This is a genomic window from Poritiphilus flavus, from assembly GCF_009901585.1.
GTDB lineage: Bacteria > Bacteroidota > Bacteroidia > Flavobacteriales > Flavobacteriaceae > Poritiphilus > Poritiphilus flavus.
Window position 1 is genome coordinate 206,063 of the sequence record NZ_WXYO01000003.1, and the last position, 13,394, is coordinate 219,456.

General features: G+C 43.6%; 19 protein-coding genes. 14 read left to right on the forward strand and 5 right to left on the reverse strand.

Annotation, left to right across the window (positions count from 1 at the left end):
- Nucleotides 1–47: 47 nt before the first annotated feature.
- Together GTQ38_RS07885 and GTQ38_RS07890 are read right to left on the reverse strand one after the other, a co-directional pair.
- Nucleotides 48–680, reverse strand: coding sequence for a WG repeat-containing protein (locus tag GTQ38_RS07885; protein WP_161434950.1), 633 nt, complete (start codon nucleotides 678–680; stop codon nucleotides 48–50).
- Between the two features lie 25 nt (nucleotides 681–705).
- Entirely contained in the window at nucleotides 706–1,155 is a 450-nt protein-coding gene (locus GTQ38_RS07890; RefSeq protein ID WP_161434951.1) for a DUF2267 domain-containing protein, read from the reverse strand.
- A 120-nt stretch (nucleotides 1,156–1,275) separates the two neighbouring features.
- On the opposite strand from GTQ38_RS07890, the gene hpf reads away from it, so the two are divergent.
- Nucleotides 1,276–1,578 (forward strand): ribosome hibernation-promoting factor, HPF/YfiA family, encoded by a 303-nt coding sequence (hpf, locus tag GTQ38_RS07895; protein ID WP_161434952.1) that lies wholly within the window; start codon nucleotides 1,276–1,278, stop codon nucleotides 1,576–1,578.
- Nucleotides 1,565–2,410 carry a universal stress protein gene (locus GTQ38_RS07900; RefSeq protein WP_161434953.1) on the forward strand — a complete coding sequence of 282 codons (846 nt, stop codon included), beginning with the start codon at nucleotides 1,565–1,567 and terminating at the stop codon, nucleotides 2,408–2,410. The genes hpf and GTQ38_RS07900 overlap by 14 nt, the downstream gene beginning before the upstream one ends.
- A 6-nt stretch (nucleotides 2,411–2,416) precedes the next feature.
- Here GTQ38_RS07900 and GTQ38_RS07905 read toward each other — a convergent pair whose 3' ends face one another.
- Nucleotides 2,417–2,842, reverse strand: coding sequence for a hypothetical protein (locus tag GTQ38_RS07905; RefSeq protein ID WP_161434954.1), 426 nt, complete (start codon nucleotides 2,840–2,842; stop codon nucleotides 2,417–2,419).
- 47 nt (nucleotides 2,843–2,889) lie between these two features.
- Between GTQ38_RS07905 and GTQ38_RS07910 the strand changes: the two genes are divergently transcribed.
- The 6 genes from GTQ38_RS07910 to GTQ38_RS07935 all read left to right on the forward strand — a co-directional run bounded on the left by GTQ38_RS07910 (nucleotide 2,890) and on the right by GTQ38_RS07935 (nucleotide 8,864).
- Entirely contained in the window at nucleotides 2,890–4,143 is a 1,254-nt protein-coding gene (locus tag GTQ38_RS07910) for a PAS domain-containing sensor histidine kinase (protein WP_161434955.1), read from the forward strand.
- A 39-nt stretch (nucleotides 4,144–4,182) separates the two neighbouring features.
- A complete protein-coding gene (locus GTQ38_RS07915) occupies nucleotides 4,183–5,235 on the forward strand; it encodes a response regulator (protein WP_161434956.1) in 1,053 nt (350 codons plus the stop codon).
- Between the two features lie 106 nt (nucleotides 5,236–5,341).
- Nucleotides 5,342–6,190, forward strand: a complete 849-nt coding sequence (locus GTQ38_RS07920; protein WP_161434957.1) for a universal stress protein — start codon at nucleotides 5,342–5,344, stop codon at nucleotides 6,188–6,190.
- 85 nt (nucleotides 6,191–6,275) lie between these two features.
- Nucleotides 6,276–7,124, forward strand: a complete 849-nt coding sequence (locus GTQ38_RS07925) for a universal stress protein (RefSeq protein ID WP_161434958.1) — start codon at nucleotides 6,276–6,278, stop codon at nucleotides 7,122–7,124.
- A 16-nt stretch (nucleotides 7,125–7,140) separates the two neighbouring features.
- The gene (locus GTQ38_RS07930) at nucleotides 7,141–7,986 is read left to right on the forward strand and encodes a universal stress protein (protein ID WP_161434959.1); all 846 of its coding nucleotides are present in this window, start codon (nucleotides 7,141–7,143) and stop codon (nucleotides 7,984–7,986) included.
- 23 nt (nucleotides 7,987–8,009) lie between these two features.
- Entirely contained in the window at nucleotides 8,010–8,864 is an 855-nt protein-coding gene (locus tag GTQ38_RS07935) for a universal stress protein (RefSeq protein WP_161434960.1), read from the forward strand.
- 32 nt (nucleotides 8,865–8,896) lie between these two features.
- Here GTQ38_RS07935 and GTQ38_RS07940 read toward each other — a convergent pair whose 3' ends face one another.
- The gene (locus GTQ38_RS07940; RefSeq protein ID WP_161434961.1) at nucleotides 8,897–9,133 is read right to left on the reverse strand and encodes a hypothetical protein; all 237 of its coding nucleotides are present in this window, start codon (nucleotides 9,131–9,133) and stop codon (nucleotides 8,897–8,899) included.
- A 131-nt stretch (nucleotides 9,134–9,264) separates the two neighbouring features.
- Nucleotides 9,265–9,564 (reverse strand): thioredoxin, encoded by a 300-nt coding sequence (trxA, locus tag GTQ38_RS07945; protein ID WP_161434962.1) that lies wholly within the window; start codon nucleotides 9,562–9,564, stop codon nucleotides 9,265–9,267.
- 122 nt (nucleotides 9,565–9,686) lie between these two features.
- Here trxA and GTQ38_RS07950 point away from each other — a divergent pair, with 122 nt between their 5' ends.
- The 6 genes from GTQ38_RS07950 to GTQ38_RS07975 all read left to right on the forward strand — a co-directional run bounded on the left by GTQ38_RS07950 (nucleotide 9,687) and on the right by GTQ38_RS07975 (nucleotide 13,385).
- Nucleotides 9,687–10,535 (forward strand): universal stress protein, encoded by an 849-nt coding sequence (locus GTQ38_RS07950; protein WP_161434963.1) that lies wholly within the window; start codon nucleotides 9,687–9,689, stop codon nucleotides 10,533–10,535.
- 44 nt (nucleotides 10,536–10,579) lie between these two features.
- On the forward strand, nucleotides 10,580–11,428 hold the full coding sequence (locus GTQ38_RS07955) for a universal stress protein (protein WP_161434964.1): 849 nt from the start codon (nucleotides 10,580–10,582) through the stop codon (nucleotides 11,426–11,428).
- A gap of 2 nt (nucleotides 11,429–11,430) precedes the next feature.
- Nucleotides 11,431–11,832: a hypothetical protein gene (locus GTQ38_RS07960; RefSeq protein ID WP_161434965.1), complete on the forward strand. Its 402-nt coding sequence runs from the start codon at nucleotides 11,431–11,433 to the stop codon at nucleotides 11,830–11,832.
- Nucleotides 11,833–11,924: 92 nt separating this feature from the next.
- Entirely contained in the window at nucleotides 11,925–12,350 is a 426-nt protein-coding gene (locus GTQ38_RS07965; RefSeq protein ID WP_161434966.1) for a DUF342 domain-containing protein, read from the forward strand.
- A 97-nt stretch (nucleotides 12,351–12,447) separates the two neighbouring features.
- Complete coding sequence (locus GTQ38_RS07970; protein ID WP_161434967.1) at nucleotides 12,448–12,888, forward strand: Hsp20/alpha crystallin family protein; 441 nt, start codon at nucleotides 12,448–12,450, stop codon at nucleotides 12,886–12,888.
- Nucleotides 12,889–12,944: 56 nt separating this feature from the next.
- A complete protein-coding gene (locus GTQ38_RS07975; RefSeq protein ID WP_161434968.1) occupies nucleotides 12,945–13,385 on the forward strand; it encodes a hypothetical protein in 441 nt (146 codons plus the stop codon).
- Nucleotides 13,386–13,394 lie beyond the last annotated feature (9 nt).

Genomic DNA, 13,394 nt, shown 5'->3' on the forward strand with positions numbered 1-13,394 from the left:
CAATTCATGAGGATACAATACTCAAACACGGTATGGAAGTCGTATTACTATAACTCCAGTTTTCGGACCTCCCATTTCTTTTCTTTACTCCAGACGGCCAACAGATCGCCGGAAAGCATTTTAGAACGGAGATTGGGTTGTTCGTATCTGCGTGGTGTCATAAGAATATTGTCTCTTCTACCGATAAACTCCATGATCTCGCCTTTGGTATCGATCAGCACCTCACTGAACTTGTATTCAAAAATATTCAGCTTGAATTCATTCTGCCCTTTAAAGGTTTTAGTACAAAGGATGCCAAGGGCAAGGCCGTTGTCAAAAGAAGTAATGTTCAGATATTCCGGTTCGATGGCAATTTTTCCAGTGGTATCAATAAATCCATACATGGGAATACCTTCTTCTCCGGTTGAGTAGATCAGGCACATACCGTTTTCGAATAGGGGATGAGGCCTGCTGAGCTGCCCGAATTTTGAATCATCAACGTTTTTATCCCATACCAAATCGTCGCGGAAATCGATCACCAATGTACCTTCTTTATTGATAAATCCCCACTGATCGCCTTTTCTGATAGCGGCAAGATCCTCGCTAAAGGGCGCCACCTGATCAATGTTTTTCACGGTCTGCGAATGGGTAACAAGCGAAAATGCAATAAAAAATAGTGTAATCGTGAGTTTTAGTTTCATGATCTGTTATTTAAAAGGATGAAGATTAAGTGACAATGTTTGAAAAAATAAGTGGTTTCAGGTCCTTGGGAAGTCCGTCCCTTATATCGGAGAATTCTCCTGCTGAGACGTATTTCTGTAGGAAAATGAAAGTAGCGGATACATAGTTCTCCACCAACTCATCGCTGTATTCAAAATCGTTAACAGCGGCCGGGCCATCGTATTTCTTGACCCTTTCCACAAAGTCCGCTTTGCGCTTGATCTTTTTTTTCTTTTTTAAAGACCATCCGTTTACATAGGAGGCCTTTAGGAACATAGGCAGTTGTGCGATGAATTGCAGAGACTCCTCTGTACTGATCACATCTCTTAAGGCATGAAGTATGGCCACCAGTATCCTGCCGGCTTTTTCACGGTTTTCCCCCATATCCATTTCCGACGCATAAGTCTTAAGAAAGTGATTTCCTTCGCTTGCGTATTGATTGAAATTAAATGCCATGATTTGATTTTTTTGGTGCCTCTCAATATGTATAATTCAACGCGTAATTAAAATGACATAGATCATGTTTAAGCTGAGGTGGTACGTGTAATTTTGAGTAATATCAAAACAAAATCTTATATGAAAGTTTCCGTACAGTACATTCAGATGCCCACAAGTGATTCCTTTACAGATATGGTGGAGAAAAAACTGGAAAAACTGGCCAAAAAATTCCCGTGGATCATACAGGCAGAGGTTACCCTCAAAGTAGAACAGGATCGTTCCAAGCACAATAAGTCATGTGAGATCCGCCTTAGTCTGCCCGGGCCGAGAATTTTCGCAAAATCCAAGTCAGATGATTTTGAGAAAGTTACCGCTGAGGTGATCAAGGAGTTGGAGACCCAGTTGCGGAAGCGCAAAGCGCAATTTAGTGTCGGACGTTAAAAACATATTGGTTCCTATAGATTTTTCGGACCTTTCCGAAAATGCCCTTGAGGTAGCTGCACAGATCGCAGGAAGAACCGGGGCTTCCCTGAACGTGTTTCATATGCTCGGGCTTTCCGAAGCTGTGCTCGCTAAGGATGAATCCCAGGAGTACGAGGAAGCGCAATACTATATGAGGCTGGCTAATGACAGGTTCAGAACGTTTCTCGACAAACCCTACCTCAAGGGCATTCCAATTGCAAAAACCATCCAGAACTACAAGATCTTTACGGAGATCAATGACCTGGCCAAAGAGCAAAAAATAGATCTGGTGGTGATGGGATCCCATGGCCTGGGCGCTATGCGCGGCCTGTTCGTAGGTTCCAATACCGAAAAGGTAGTGCGAAGCTCGGAGGTCCCTGTTTTGGTGATCAAGAAAAGGGACCCTGACTTCAAATTGGAAAAGGTGGTATACGGCATCGACTATTCCGTGGAAACCGCGAGTGCTTACAAAAGGGCCATGCAATTCCTTGCTCCCTGGCAGCCGGAAATACACCTTACCCATGTTACCCTTCCCCATTTGAAGTTTCGGAGTACCAAAGAGGTCAGGCAGCAGGCGGAGCTGTTTTTTAGCGTGGCGCATCACGGTGATATGCCTCCAAATAGCAAACAGATCCACTTGTCTGATTTCTCCATTGAAGAAGGATTATACACTTATGCTTCCGAGATTGATGCAGACCTTATAGTTGTTGCCACTCATGGCCGAAAGGGACTGGTGCATTTCTTCCAGGGAAGTATAGGCAAGGAGCTCGTCAATCATGCCGAACTTCCGGTAATGACCTTCAAATGTTAACAAAGATTACAGGTCTTGCTCGTCGGATTTTAGAAGAAGATCCAGTTTAGCCAGTATGATCAGTTCTGATTTGTTCTTACCTGCAAAAGATGCGGCGATGGAATGAGCAGTGCGTGTGATGAGTTGCTTCATTTTAGGAGAAAAGGCCCTTTGATGATCTTTGTAGAAGGTCTTGAACTCCTCATAACTTTCTTTGCTGCTCTTCTCGTACTCCAGTAGCCAGTCAAAGACGATCTCTATCTGAAAAGCGGCATCGGTACCATAATCGTCCTCGATATCATCAACCTCCAGCCAATTTTCCCTCACAGCGGATTTTAGCTTTTCCAGTTCGGAGATATGCACGGCACGATCCGCCATAGCTACCGCATAGAATAGCTTACCTAGATTCTGATACATTTCCTTTCCGGTCTGTTCTGAATATGCAGTTTTCATCTCTCCGATGTTTTTCATAAAAATAGGCTGTCAAAAAATGGGGATAAATGACGAAAATCAGTTATTCGCCGTATCTTTATTTTGTGAAAGTTTTTGAAAAGAACAGCAATATATTCCGTTTGCTCTCGGAAGGGGTTTCAGAGGGGATTTTGGTGGTGAATAAGGATAAGGTCATAGTGGCTGCCAATGGCTCAGCACATGAAATGTTTGGTTACGAAAAGACATCCCTGATCGGAAAAAATCTAAATCTGCTCATCCCTACTGAATACCGCAAGGCTCATGATGGGCACGTAAAACAATTTTTGGCGAAGAGCTCCAAACGAAGAATGGGCAACGGCCTGAACTTGCGAGGTCTGAAAAAGTGCGGGGAGTCCTTTCCGCTGGAAGTTGGCCTCAACCCCTTTGAACTTTACGGAAATACCTATATCATGGCATTGATCATTGATATTACAGAACGCAGACAGCACGAGGAGAAGATCAAGGCGATGAATGAAGAACTGGAATCCAAGATAAAACTCAGGACCAAAGAGCTGGAAGAATCGGTTTCGGAGCTCAGGGCAGAAATAAAACTGCGAAAAGAGGCTGAGGAAAGGGCCAAGGAAGCGCTGGAAAGGGAAAAGGAATTGAACGAACTGAAAACAAAATTCCTTTCCCTTGTATCTCACGAATTCAAGACCCCCTTAAGTACCATTCTCACATCTACTACACTTCTTTCCAAATACAAAGAAACTGAACAGCAGCCCAAACGGGACAAACACCTCAATACCATTCGAAACAAAGTGAAGTATCTGGACGGGATTCTCAACGACTTTCTCTCCGTGGAGCGATTGGAATCCGGCAAGGTCAAATACAATCTCACGGATTTTCCATTGAGCAAGTTGGTCAACCAGGTGGTTTACGATGCCAATATGCTCCTCAAAAAAGGACAGCATATCCGATACCCCGACAACATTGACGGAATTGAGCTTCAATTCGATGAGAAGATCCTAGAATTGGTAATAGCCAATCTGCTGCATAACGCCATTAAATATTCTCCGGAAAATACCAGTATTGAAATTGAGATCTCTGAGAAAAAGAAAAAGCTTTTGATCAAAGTTACCGACCATGGTATGGGTATCCCGGAAGAAGATCAAAAATTCATCTTTGACCGCTATTTCCGTGCAGCGAATGCCCTGCTGACCCAGGGTACAGGAATAGGGCTCAATATCGCCAAAAGGCATATGGAAAATTTGGGAGGAACCATTACCTTTGAGAGTAAGGAGAATAAAGGCACTGAGTTTGTAGTGCATATCCCCCGATAGTTACTTCAAACCACTTAATAGTTACTTAAGACCACTTATATGAAAAAGGTACTATTTATTGAAGATGATCCTTCTTTAAGAGAAAATACCGCAGAACTACTTGAATTAGCCGGTTATGACGTGATCTCAGCCTCAAATGGCCGGGTTGGTGTTGAAATTGCGACTTCCTCAAACCCGGATATTGTGGTTTGCGATATCATGATGCCGGAATTGGATGGTTACGGCGTTTTGGAGGAACTTTCTTCCCACGAAAGTACCAAACATATCCCTTTTATATTTCTATCGGCCAAAACCGAGCGCAAAGAGGTGCGCATGGGTATGGATCTGGGGGCCGACGATTATATTACCAAACCTTTCGAAGAGGAAGAACTGGTAAGTGCCATTGAGAGCAGACTGGCCAAGTCTAAGGTGCATCAGGCCTTGATCGCAAAAGGACAAAATACCACACCTCCTTCAGAAGGGCATATGCGGACGCTCAATGAACTGAAGAACTTTTTCTATGACAACGGAGAGGTCATCAGTATTCCCAAGGCCGGTAGCATTTACGCAGAAGGAGGGCCTTCAAACTTTATTTATCTCATACTTAAGGGGACCGTAAAATCCCACAAAATGGATGAGGATGGTAAAGAGCTGATCACTTCACTTCACGCTGCTGACGACTTTCTTGGTTTTACTTCCTTCGTAGACAATGTACCCTATCAGGAGTCAGCTACCGCCGTTGAGGCGGTAGAAATGGCTGCTATATCCAAGCACAATCTGAAAAACCTCTTGCAGGAAAATCACGAGGTCTCTCTGGAGTTAATGGAGCTATTCACTGAAAATATTGCCGAAATTAAAGATCAGTTACTCCAAATGGCTTACAGTTCCGTCCGCCGAAAGACGGCTCAAACCCTATTGCAATTTGCCGAGGTCCTAAACCAGGGTCCGGACAAACCCATACGGATTGCCCGAAGCGATCTGGCCAGTGTTGCCGGCATTGCCACCGAAAGCCTTATCCGTACCCTTTCCACTTTCAAGAAAGAAGGCCTAATAGAAATTGAAGGCCGGAACATAAAGATCCTGAAATTGAACGATCTGGAGCATATGCTCTAATGGTAAAAACGCGAAAACAGCTCTGGAGACGATGCTAGAGGATGATATTTGTCATTTTTTTGGCCGACAGACCCTACTACTTTTGAGTTGATATCGCCTTTTTGCAATGAAGAACATCCTTATCCCAACTGATTTTTCGGAAAACGCCTGGAATGCGCTTAAATATATCCAGGAATTGTACGCCAAAGTAAACTGTAATTTTTACCTCCTGCACGTAAGTGATTTTATAGACTACCCGGCTGCATCAGTTTATAAGGAAGACACGGAAAGTCCCTTATCGCAAAAGGAAGTCATTCCTACGAAGAGGCAACTGAATGAGTTGTTAAAACTAGTAGAAGTCACCTTTTCAAATTCCAGGCATAGCTATTACGGGATCCATGATCACGGTTTCTTTATCGAATCCGTAAAACGGCATATCGCTGAAAAGAAAATAGATCTGATCGTTATGGGCACTAAGGGTGCAACCGGGATGCGGCAGCGTATCATCGGCAGCAATGCCGGGGATGTGATCACCAAAGTGCCATGTAATGCGATGATCATTCCAAAGGGTGTGGGTTTTGTTCAACCCGAGGAGGTGGCTTTTCCCACGGATTACAACATCTTTTATTCACCCAGAATACTTAAGGCCATAGATGAGGTAATGGAATTGGGGCAGGCCAATATGAGGGTGATGAATGTCGCCAAAGCAGACAGTCACCTTAACGAGGTTCAGGAGAGAAACCAGGAGTACCTCTCCGATTATCTAAATGCCACCTTTCCTTCGCGAAACACTTTCCATACCATCACCAATAAAAGCGTGAAATCTGCCATTCAGTGTTTTGTGGAAAGCCGGGACATTGATATGATCGTTATGGTAGCTAAAAACCTGAACTTTATACAGCAGATACTCTTCGATTCGCTGGTTGAAAAGATCAGTTTTCACACTAAGGTACCCTTCCTGGTAATTCACGAATGAGGCAGTTGCCTGCCAGGGGTGAATGACCAAAATCATAGTTTTGAGAGCCAATGCAGGGTACATTTGAGGAAAACCCTTTTCGACTATGCGAACAGTTTTGATCCCTACGGACTTCTCCGAAAATGCGCTCCACGCGCTCAAATACGCGCAACAATTATACAAATGCCTAAGGACGCGTTTTTATCTGCTCCATGCCTATGCCGATGAAGTGTATGGGCCTTTTCAGAAGAAGGAGGAAGAAGAAGTCTTTGAATCCAGGTTAAAGGAAGTCAGACGCAAGGCTGAAAAGCAACTTAAGGAGCTTAAGGAAGAGGTAATAGGTGTACCGCCAAATCCTTTGCATACCATTGAAACCAAAGCGTCATTTGAATCTTTGGTCGATGCTGTAAACGATTTTGTGAACCAGTACAATGTGGATCTGGTGATTATGGGAACCAGGGGCCAGACTGCAGATAAGAAAATTACGTTTGGAAGCCATACGGTTCAGGTTTTTAAATATGTCTCCTGTCCCGTTCTGGCTATTCCGGAAAGTTTTGAATATGAGCAGCCAAAGCGGATCCTCTTCCCTACAGATTATGCGCTTCCCTATAAGAGAAGGGAACTAAAGCTATTGAACGATATAGGAAGGGAATTTAAGGCCAGGATCCACTGTCTTTATATTTCCGACTTTGAGGAACTAAGTCACAGACAGGAAGACAATAAGAAATTCCTGGAGGGCAGCCTTACTGCGGCCTATCTCAATTTTGAGACCACACCTGTCCGCAACAAGGCCAATGCTATTCTGGATGCTGTGGCGGATAAGAAGATAAATATGCTGGTAATGGTCAATTCCCGGCATTCGTTTGTAGAGGATATGTTATACCGCTCTACTGTGGATGAATTGGGTCTGTCTTTACAGATCCCTTTTCTGGTAATGCAAAATTTACCCCGATAAACCTAAATGAACTAAAATGATGAATATAGTATTGGCAACGGACTTTTCGATGAATTCATGGGATATGATCATCACCAGCCTGAAGCTGTATGCCGGGACCAAGTGCAGGTTTTACCTCTTTCATTGCTATGAGCCTGAGCTTAGGAATTATGTAGGGTCCAGGAGCACGGCAAGGGCCGGCGTTATTGTGGGATCCCTTAAGGAAGTCGCACAGGCCAGGCTGAAGGAAACCTTGGCAGACATTGAAAAAGTTCATAAAAATGCCAACCACAGTTTTGATATATTGTCCAGGCAGGGCGATATTATTGAAGCTCTGGAAGAGATTGCTGTGGAAAAGGATATAGATCTTATCGCCATGGGCACCAAGGGTGCAACCGGGGCTAAAAACATTTTTATGGGAAGTACTGCGGTAAGAATTCTGAGGAAGATATCAAAAGTTCCCATTCTGGCCGTTCCGGAAAACACTGAATTTCAATCGTTGAAATCTGTCATATTCCCTACCGAATATGCCCATAATTATTCGGAAAACACCCTTCAGCCATTGAAAAAACTGCTGAGTCTCTGGCCGGCTGAGATCCTGCTCTTTCATGTGGCTCAGGAATTCACACTTACCGAAAAGCAGAAGATGAATCGCAGCGCTTTGAAACAACGCCTGGAAAAACTGGATTACGGGTTTTTCAAGGTTGCGGTCAAGAGTACCGTGGCCCGGGCAATATTAAAGTTTGCGGAGGAAAAAGAGGCCCAGATGATTACCATGGTCAAGCACCGGCATACCCTTTTAGAAAGTTTTATCGAAGAGCCGGTGATCAAAAAGGTTAGCCTGAATACCAGTATTCCGATACTGGTGCTACAGGGTGCCTGATGTTCCATTTAAAACCAAGAAAAATGAAAAAGATATTGTTACCCACGGATTTCTCCGAGAATGCCTGGAACGCTATCGCCTATGCCTTAGCCTTATTCTCTAAGGAGGAATGCAGGTTTTACGTCATGAATGCCTTTCAGACCGGACCCTCCAGCCTTACAGGTATGATGAACAAGGGTAGGGAAACCCGTTTATACCAGGCAACCAAAGATTCTTCACAAATTGCATTGTCTGACCTGGAAGACAGGATCTATTCCAGTGGTAAAGCTAAGGATCATCACCAGTTTGAGTTCTTGCTTTTGTCCGACCCCCTTTTACAAGCCATAGGAAAAACGGTAATTGACAAGGATATTGACTTTGTATTTATGGGAACCCAGGGAGCCTCAGGGCTGAAAGGGGTTTTTCTGGGAAGTAATGCGGTTAGGGTAATTCGGGAAATCGATTTTTGTCCTATCGTCGCCGTACCTGCTGGATATGAATTCCAGGGGCTTTCTGAGATATTGTTTGCCACCGGTTACGAACATTTGTATGAAAAGTACGAGTTACAGCCCATGCTCCAGCTGGCACGCCTGTGGAATTCCAGAATACAGGTGGTACATGTGAATAAGGAAAAGGAGCTTGTTCCGGCTAAAGAAAAAGCCAGAGAGGTTCTTGGAAAAAGACTAAAGGGTCAAAAGTATGAATTAGTGGACCTGGCCAATGGTTCCAAGATCAATGAAGCGATACGGGATCTGACTGCCGAAAATCCGGAAATCGGTATGGTAGCCATTATAGATTATTGGCATAGTTTCCTTGAAAAACTTACCAGGGAACCGGTAGTTAAAAAGATAGCTTTTAAAACGAAAGTCCCGTTTTTGGTTATGCATCTCATCGATTAGGCATTAGCCAATCGATTTCCGCGCCAAAGCCATCAGGCAGTTGCAAGGTTGTTACTGCTGATCTTCTGCATGCGTATAGGAAAACCGATACACTGCAATTCCCGTTTTAGTTTACGCAAAGCATCCTCAGTTTGGTACAAAACCGTGATCGTACCTTTATCCGGATTCAAATCCAGAATGCGGATATCCAGAATACGGTTTAAATTTCTAACAATGATGTTTTTGTATTCGGAAGAATCAAAATTCCTTAAAGTGGCTTTTATTTTCATGACCTTTAGTATTGGTAAACCACCAAGGTAATGGCTTGTGTGTAACATGCCAATGACGTAGGTCAGTTTCCTTATTTTTTTAATTAAAAAAGCTTTTGTGGTCCTGTATTGGCCACGCTGTCGGGAGGTGATCACAGGTGTTTGTTCACCAACTGTATCAATTCATTTTTCTGAAGTACTCCGGATTGTCGCCAGACCTGCTCTCCTTCTTTGAATAGTACAAGGGTCGGTACGCCCCGTACCTGGAACTTTGATGCAAGTCTTTGATTTTTGTCCACGTCTATTTTGACGATCCTGACCTTTTCCCCCAGTTCTTTTTTTACATCACTGAGAATAGGGGCAAGAACCTTGCAGGGTCCGCACCAATCCGCATAAAAATCAACCAAAACTGGGTTTTCGGAGCGGATGATGGAATTGAAACTGGCTTTCATTTGCAAAATTTAGGATCAAAGATATGACGAAGATAGGGATATGAGGTCTTTTCAAACTGACAGAAATCATGGTTTTCCGTTTGTTCCGGAACTAGTTTTACAATGAACTAAAAACCCAAGCGATGCTACGTGTATTACTTCCAACGGATTTTTCGGATAACTCTCTGGATGCTATCCGATATGGTTTGCAATTATTAAAAGACCAAACCTGTACATTTTTCTTGCTTCATACTTATACTCCTGCTATCTATCGAACGGAATATGTCTTGCACAGTCCCGGACAGATAGGATTGGGAGACATTTATCAGACCGATTCCATGACCCAGTTGGAAGGGGTACAGCAGCGGCTTACTGAAGAGTTCAGAAATCCGATCCATAGCTTTGTATGCCTCACAGCCTTTAATACGCTATTGGACGAGGTCAGGGAGATCTCGGAAAATGAACAAATAGACCTGATTATCATGGGTACTCAGGGCGCATCCGGAGCTAAAGAGATCTTTTTGGGAACCCATACGGTACATGTGATTAAGAGATCCAATGTCCCGGTACTGGCAATTCCACCTGGCTGCAGCTTCGTTCCTCCAAGGAAAATTCTGTTTCCCACCGATTTTGAAATTGATTATGGAACTGATCAACTGGAACCCTTGTTGAACATTGCCAGGCTTCACGAATCTATGCTGGACGTACTCTACATTTCTTATGGCTACGACCTGTCTGAGGCACAAATGGCCAATCAGGAAAAACTGGGATCCATGTTGCAGGTGGTTCCGCATCGGTTTCACGATTTGCCAAATCAAACCGTGATCCAGGGAATAAATAGTTTCCAGGACAAGAACAAAAGTGACTTTTTAGTAATGATCCGAAACAAGCACACTTTTGTTGAGCGACTTTTTATTGAACCGGTGATCAAGAAAATTGGTTTTCATGTCACCATACCATTTCTGGTCTTGCCCTTTCGGCAGAACAGCTGATCTGGAGCTATCAAATAATTACTATTGAAAAGAAAACCTATCAAATGAAAAAACGAATCCTGTTACCCACGGACTTTTCCAAGAACTCTCTCAATGCTATTCGGTACGCTATAGACCTGTTCGCAGGGGTGCCTTGTGAGTTTTACCTGCTCAATGCCTTTCAGGTGCCGGGATATACCCTGGAAAGTATGATGGTCCCTGAACCGGGAGAACCCCGTTTTGACGATGCCAAAAGGGATTCTGATGACGGAATGCTCCGGTTAATGGAAATGATCCGGCTTCACGGAGACAACCCCAGGCATAGTTTTCAAACCCTCTCTGTATTCAATGCGGTCTTAACGGCAATAAAGGCCGAAGTTGGACGACGGGATATTGATATTATCGTGATGGGGACCAAGGGTATCACCGGTTCGTCCAAAGCCATCTTTGGCACACAGACGGTAAACGTCATGGAAAAGATCACCCAATGCCCGGTGCTGGCCGTTCCGGACGATTTTTCTTTTCAACCTCCGAAGAGCATACTATTCCCAACGGATTACAAGGCGAATTTTAAGCGCAAGGAGATGAGTTGCTTACTGGAGATAGCCGAAATGTTTGCCTCCAGCCTGCACATTCTGCACATTGTGAAAAAAGTAAGCCTAAGCAAGAAACAGGAAGAAGGTATGAAACTGCTTATGGAGATCCTGGAGCCTGCGGACTACAGTTTGCATATGATAGAAGGAAAGAATGTCAGCAAAGGGATCACGGATTTTGTAACGGATAATCTCTGCGATATGATCGCATTTTTAAACAAAAAGCACCTGTTCTTCGGTAGTATTTTGTCCAATCCACTTGTAAAGGAGATAGGCTATTACCCAAGCGTACCTGTGCTGGTATTAAACGATAATGCTTAATTATGAAAAAGATTGGTATTTGGCTGGACAAGGAGAAGGCTCATGTAATTGTTATAAATGAAAAGAAGGAAGATTTCATTACAGTTCCTTCCGAAATGGAATTTTATAACCCCAAGGGCGGATCGCGGTCCAAAACGCGTTGGGGTCCGCAGGAAGTCATCGCGGAACGCACTTATCTGGAAAGGGAGAAGCAGCAGATGAAAAAGTATTTTGAAAAGCTTGTTGCACTATTACAGGATGCAGAGGCTATAGTCCTTTTCGGCCCTGCGGATACTTGCGAAAAGCTGGGCAGGTTCCTCAAGGAAGATTACCCTCAACTGGCGCCCAAACTAAAGGGTGTTTTTAAGCAGGATAGCATGACTGACAACCAGGTCAGGGCCTGGGTTCGGGACTATTATTCATAGATCCATGACCTGGAAGCAAGAAAGACGGCTGGCTGATTTTGGTCATTTTATTTGTGAGACTTGTCGCTTATATTCCCCCAAACTATTAAAACATGGAAAGCCCGCTTTTAGATGGTAGTCCCCGGGAAACTCAGGAAAAACTACACTGGGAATCTCAACAATGGAAGTCTGATCTCTGCTTTATAGAAGATGAGATCACTTTTATAGATCGCTTACTGAATTCTTACGTCTTTCAACCCAACACCCCTAATCTGTTTGAACGTCTTCAGGACTTTTTGCAACGCCTGGCCAAAGTAAAAGAAGAAAAGGCCACCCTGAGGAAACGGATCTCCAAACACGAAAGTGACCTGGGTGGTATGATGGAATGTAAGGATGAGACTGGTAATAAGGAGTACTTCCGGAAACACAAGGTTCTAAAGGATCGTATGCGGGAATGTAATACCAACTTCCAGGCCCTGAAATCAGAGATTTTCAACTATGCAGGAGGCATTCTAAAAAAGCGCAAACCAATTTCTTAGTACTTAAATCAACCGCTAAGGCAACGCGCCATACTGACCGACCACTACTTGAAGTTCAGGTTTAACCAACATTTTTGTTAACTAAAAAGTATAAGCTATGTCACTAATTAAGTTTAAAAAGAATCGATTTCCATGGGACGATAGCCTGTTTGACTTTTTCAATGGGGATGAGTTCTTCAATGACGAATTCTTTAACATGGGGAAATCTGTTCCGGCAATGAATGTCAAAGAACACGATTCAGATTTTGAGATAGAATTGGCTGCTCCGGGATTCGACCGATCTGATTTTGAGATCGTCTTGGAAGACAATGTATTACGTGTTTCCGCCAAAAAGAGCAAAGAATCGGGGGAAGAAGAGGAGGGATATACCCGTAAAGAGTTTAACTATAGCGCCTTTCAAAGGAATATGCAGCTACCAGGTACTGTAGATGAAGACAAGGAGGTAAAGGCCACCTACAAAAACGGGATTCTGAAATTGAAACTTATGAAGAGCGAAATGGCCGAAGAAAAAACTAAACGGGTTATTGAAGTGGTGTAACTCGTTTTGAGCGGCAAGCAGGTTTCCCTGCTTGCTGCTCTTCAAAAATGAAAATCATGAAAACAAAAGGATACCAATATGTAGAATGGATGAGCGGGCCGGAAATGCACGAGCATACCAAGGGGTGGGTCTCGGAATTGGCTTTTGTGGGGGATGAACAACATTTCCTGAACGAGCTTATCAAATCTCATACCCTGGAATTACTGGAATTTGAGGAGTTTGAATCCAGCAAAGAACTTGTTGATAATTTGCTGGATCTGGAGTTTAAACTCGGAGACCTGGTAAAAAAGGTGGAAAAACACAAAAATCAGCTGGAGATCATCGTGGATGATGTAGATCAGATCGAAATGGAAAAAGCCTACCGCAAGACACATCAGAACCTGTCTGTGGTAATAGGCCATTACATCCTGGAATATAGGGCGGTCAAGGCAGGTATTTTCAGACTCTTGTCCTCCGTACTGAAAAAAGGAAAACAAAATCGCCTGTTGAACGAATAAGCCCTGCAG

Coding starts and splice junctions, on each gene's coding strand:
- GTQ38_RS07885 (WP_161434950.1), bottom strand. CDS start 680: ATGAAACTAAAACTCACGATTACACTATTTTTTATTGCATTTTCGCTT.
- GTQ38_RS07890 (WP_161434951.1), bottom strand. CDS start 1,155: ATGGCATTTAATTTCAATCAATACGCAAGCGAAGGAAATCACTTTCTT.
- hpf (WP_161434952.1), top strand. CDS start 1,276: ATGAAAGTTTCCGTACAGTACATTCAGATGCCCACAAGTGATTCCTTT.
- GTQ38_RS07905 (WP_161434954.1), bottom strand. CDS start 2,842: ATGAAAACTGCATATTCAGAACAGACCGGAAAGGAAATGTATCAGAAT.
- GTQ38_RS07910 (WP_161434955.1), top strand. CDS start 2,890: ATGACGAAAATCAGTTATTCGCCGTATCTTTATTTTGTGAAAGTTTTT.
- GTQ38_RS07915 (WP_161434956.1), top strand. CDS start 4,183: ATGAAAAAGGTACTATTTATTGAAGATGATCCTTCTTTAAGAGAAAAT.
- GTQ38_RS07920 (WP_161434957.1), top strand. CDS start 5,342: ATGAAGAACATCCTTATCCCAACTGATTTTTCGGAAAACGCCTGGAAT.
- GTQ38_RS07925 (WP_161434958.1), top strand. CDS start 6,276: ATGCGAACAGTTTTGATCCCTACGGACTTCTCCGAAAATGCGCTCCAC.
- GTQ38_RS07930 (WP_161434959.1), top strand. CDS start 7,141: ATGATGAATATAGTATTGGCAACGGACTTTTCGATGAATTCATGGGAT.
- GTQ38_RS07935 (WP_161434960.1), top strand. CDS start 8,010: ATGAAAAAGATATTGTTACCCACGGATTTCTCCGAGAATGCCTGGAAC.
- GTQ38_RS07940 (WP_161434961.1), bottom strand. CDS start 9,133: ATGAAAATAAAAGCCACTTTAAGGAATTTTGATTCTTCCGAATACAAA.
- trxA (WP_161434962.1), bottom strand. CDS start 9,564: ATGAAAGCCAGTTTCAATTCCATCATCCGCTCCGAAAACCCAGTTTTG.
- GTQ38_RS07950 (WP_161434963.1), top strand. CDS start 9,687: ATGCTACGTGTATTACTTCCAACGGATTTTTCGGATAACTCTCTGGAT.
- GTQ38_RS07955 (WP_161434964.1), top strand. CDS start 10,580: ATGAAAAAACGAATCCTGTTACCCACGGACTTTTCCAAGAACTCTCTC.
- GTQ38_RS07960 (WP_161434965.1), top strand. CDS start 11,431: ATGAAAAAGATTGGTATTTGGCTGGACAAGGAGAAGGCTCATGTAATT.
- GTQ38_RS07965 (WP_161434966.1), top strand. CDS start 11,925: ATGGAAAGCCCGCTTTTAGATGGTAGTCCCCGGGAAACTCAGGAAAAA.
- GTQ38_RS07970 (WP_161434967.1), top strand. CDS start 12,448: ATGTCACTAATTAAGTTTAAAAAGAATCGATTTCCATGGGACGATAGC.
- GTQ38_RS07975 (WP_161434968.1), top strand. CDS start 12,945: ATGAAAACAAAAGGATACCAATATGTAGAATGGATGAGCGGGCCGGAA.